This is a genomic window from Chamaesiphon sp. OTE_20_metabat_361 (assembly GCF_031364565.1).
This window is the reverse complement of sequence record NZ_JANLWO010000454.1, coordinates 1-3,080: the sequence shown is the minus strand read 5'-3', so window position 1 is coordinate 3,080 and position 3,080 is coordinate 1. Positions and strand designations below refer to the sequence as shown.

The 3,080-nt window shown below is 49.4% G+C and carries 5 protein-coding genes; 2 read left to right on the top strand and 3 right to left on the bottom strand.

What is annotated here, in order from left to right; genetic code table 11:
- Nucleotides 1-753: serine protease (locus RMO35_RS13405; protein WP_309741801.1), on the bottom strand; the 753-nt coding region annotated here is incomplete at its 3' end.
- Between the two features lie 164 nt (nt 754-917).
- Here RMO35_RS13405 and raf1 point away from each other — a divergent pair.
- Nucleotides 918-1,985: a RuBisCO accumulation factor 1 gene (raf1, locus tag RMO35_RS13400; protein WP_309741800.1), complete on the top strand. Its 1,068-nt coding sequence runs from the start codon at nt 918-920 to the stop codon at nt 1,983-1,985.
- A gap of 173 nt (nt 1,986-2,158) precedes the next feature.
- On the opposite strand, the gene RMO35_RS13395 is transcribed toward raf1, so the two are convergent.
- Entirely contained in the window at nt 2,159-2,473 is a 315-nt protein-coding gene (locus tag RMO35_RS13395; protein ID WP_309741799.1) for a hypothetical protein, read from the bottom strand.
- 19 nt (nt 2,474-2,492) lie between these two features.
- Between RMO35_RS13395 and RMO35_RS13390 the strand changes: the two genes are divergently transcribed.
- Nucleotides 2,493-2,684: a hypothetical protein gene (locus tag RMO35_RS13390; RefSeq protein WP_309741798.1), complete on the top strand. Its 192-nt coding sequence runs from the start codon at nt 2,493-2,495 to the stop codon at nt 2,682-2,684.
- On the opposite strand, the gene RMO35_RS13385 is transcribed toward RMO35_RS13390, so the two are convergent.
- The coding region (locus RMO35_RS13385; RefSeq protein WP_309741797.1) for an AAA family ATPase at nt 2,659-3,080 on the bottom strand (422 nt) is incomplete at its 5' end. The two genes, RMO35_RS13390 and RMO35_RS13385, sit on opposite strands and share 26 nt — an antisense overlap.

The following is a 3,080-nucleotide window of genomic DNA, read 5'->3' as shown; positions in this document are numbered from 1 at the left end:
CGGTGGCTTTGGCTCGATTTCAACGTTGAGTTGACTGGCAATTTGCGTGAATGTATTCATGGGAATCGCTAGCCCACTGACTGGCTTGACGCGATTCTCCAGGGGAGAGGCTACGCCAACGCGATTGGCACTGACAGTTGTCGTACCGACACTCCGCCCATTAATCCCAATCAAGCTACCCGTGTCGTTAAATAAACCCCCACCACTCATTCCAGGCAGGATCGTTGCAGTACCCAAGGCAATCCCGTAGCCATAAGCTTGTGGTTGATGGCTGATGGCGACAACGGTACCAGGATAAAACTGTAATGAGTTTGCCCTAAATCCGGCGACAAAAATGCGCTGTCCTCTGGCGACTGTCTGGGAATCGCCGACTGTGGCGACGGTATAATTGCGATCGCTTTGGAAAGTCACAGTCGCCAAATCGAATGAATTAGGAGCAAGTTTTACAGCGCTAGGATCGATCGAGTATTGTTGTCGATCGGGTGTGGTAATCGTCAATGGCAAATTGCGGAGATCGTTGACAACATGAGCGGCGGTAAGAATCGTATAAGTATTGCCGACATGTTTGATAATCACGCCAGAACCTTGCCCAGTTCTGGTTTCGATCGAGACAACTCGATCTGTGGCAAATTCTTTAGATGAGAGCGTCGGGGTGGTAACTGGCGATTGTTGCTGAGCTTGGCTGGGTGCAATCTGGATGAATGGGATGGCGATACCGATACCGCAAACAGCAGGAAGTAGTTGTATACGCATTAAGTAATTGTGAATTGAATAAGATTAACCATGACTTAGCTACCCAATTGCTACTCTTAACGTGCCCATCCTATCGCCAAATGAACAGATCGCGATCGATTCGCATTGTCAGAGGTTGTGCCAACGTAAGATACTAGAGATCTATCGATCCAAAAGACCCAACCATGACAGAACTTACCGACAACCAGCCCCCCATCGATACAGAAGCCCTGCTGCTAATGTTGCGGCGCAAAGAAGGCAACTGGGTAGGCTGGGGTAAAGCTTGCCAACAACTTCAGAAATCAGGACTCAATCCCCAAGAAATTTTTGAGGCGACTGGATTTGAACCGATTCAGCAAAATCAAATCATTGTAGGCGCTCAAGTTTTCGATAGTCTCATCAGTGTCGGAGTAGCTCCCGCAACCGAAGCTCACTACCAGCGCGTGGGTAGCGATAGTCTGTACGAGCTGCGAATTCTCTCGCAAGCAGATCGGGCGGCGACAGCGGACTATCTCCACGCCCGCAATATCGACTCAGAAGGCTCGAAAGAAGTCGCCAAGGCATTTAAAGAGTTTGCGTACATGCGCCAGCCGCCGGAGGGTTTCACCCATCATCCCGGCGATGCCGTGGCTTATCAGTACTGGCGGTATATCAAGCAACAAGGCGATCTGACTGAAAAAACTCGCCTGATCGCGCGGGGGCTGATGTTTGCTCACAGTCAAAGTGCCCGCAATCAGATCGAAAAATTACTCACCGCGCTGACAGCACCGCCAAAAAAGACTGCCCCAGCACTACCCGTTTATCGCTTACAGGCTGATGAGGAGCTACCGCGCACGATTCCCGTTGCTGGCGAATTTCCGCTTGAGAGTAGCGTTTTGGCAGATGTGCCCCAAATTGCCGCGACTGGTTCTTTCCAAATCGTGAAGAGTAATTGGGCTGGTGGTTGGGTAACTTTTCCAGGTTGGGGCGTATTGTGTAAAGCTGAAGATCCGATCGCGGTGATTGGCGATCTCAAAAATTTAGCACTGAAAAATACCACCGAATCACCAGAAACGATCGTGATTCTCGATCGCAGTGCGACAGAATGGACTGAGTTCGATTATTTTGCGATCGATCGCGATGGTAAGCTGGCGATCGAATGGTTCGAGCAGCCACCCACGATGCCGATTCTCGCCAAGTTAGTCCTGATTACTCATCCCAAACGCCCGATCGATCCCGACACCCCCAAAGATCTCTGGGAACTCGAAGACTAAATCCTCGCAACACTTTTGTATCCCCCAAATTCCTACCAAAGCGAGCTGTATCGAAAAAATCCCCTCCTCGGAGCGAAAAGTGCGGTCTTGGGGTTTCCCCAAGTAGAGCACCTTTTCAAGACAGGGGTGCCCAACGGGCGGGGTGGGTAGATCTCCGCCGTAGTAAGCCAACCTCAAGAAAACCAAAAAGCGATCGCCAAACCCGCCAATATTAATAAGGGAACAACCCGCACCAAAGTCCCCCAAAATCCAATCCGGGTACGTTCCTCTAGCTTGACATCAATTATTCTGATTTCCCCTTTCACAACATCAATCTTGCCATCGAGCTTGGTTTCGAGATTGTGAATCTGTCCCTCTAATCTGGCAAGTCCCACCCGCATTTCCTCACGCAATCCAGTCATAGAGGCGGTAAGAGTAGCAATCGCTTTACTATTCTCCTCCACCGCAGTTTTAATTTCTTTGAGATCTTGGTCTGTGGATTGTGTCATGATGTCGATCGATAAATTTGTGTCTTTAAAGTATCCCCGTAGTGTCGATCTGATTGGTGGGGCTATTCTTATTTTACGAGTATTTTCTCCAGCAATAGATAACTACATCGATTCCGCGATCGTTACTTGTTCTTATCTGCTCATCGCTAGTCTTACTGCGCTCGTCTTCACCCGATCGATCGCGCCTAAAGTTGCTCTAGAAAGAGCGTAAGATCTTGAGTAGTATCCACCGTCATTACATATTTGCTTTCCGCTGGCGTAAACTCTTCCCAAGCCGCCTGTTGACTGGCAAGTAAATCTACCGTCGCATCGGCAATATCCCCAGTTCGTTGAATTAATCGATCGCGTAATACATCCGCAGGTGCAGTACAGTGAATCATCTGCAAAGGTATCCCGCGATCGGTGGCTAAATCGACCACAGCAGCCCGCAAAGCCTGTCGATCGTACTTGGCATCCAAAATCACAGTAAAGCCTTGAGCGGTCAATTTTGATGCCAATTCTAGTACCCGCTGGTAAGTTTTGGCTGTCATTGCGGGCGTATAGAGACTGTCATCACCCTTGCTCTGTAGTTCGATCCCACCTAAATGTTTTCGCACCGCATCCGATC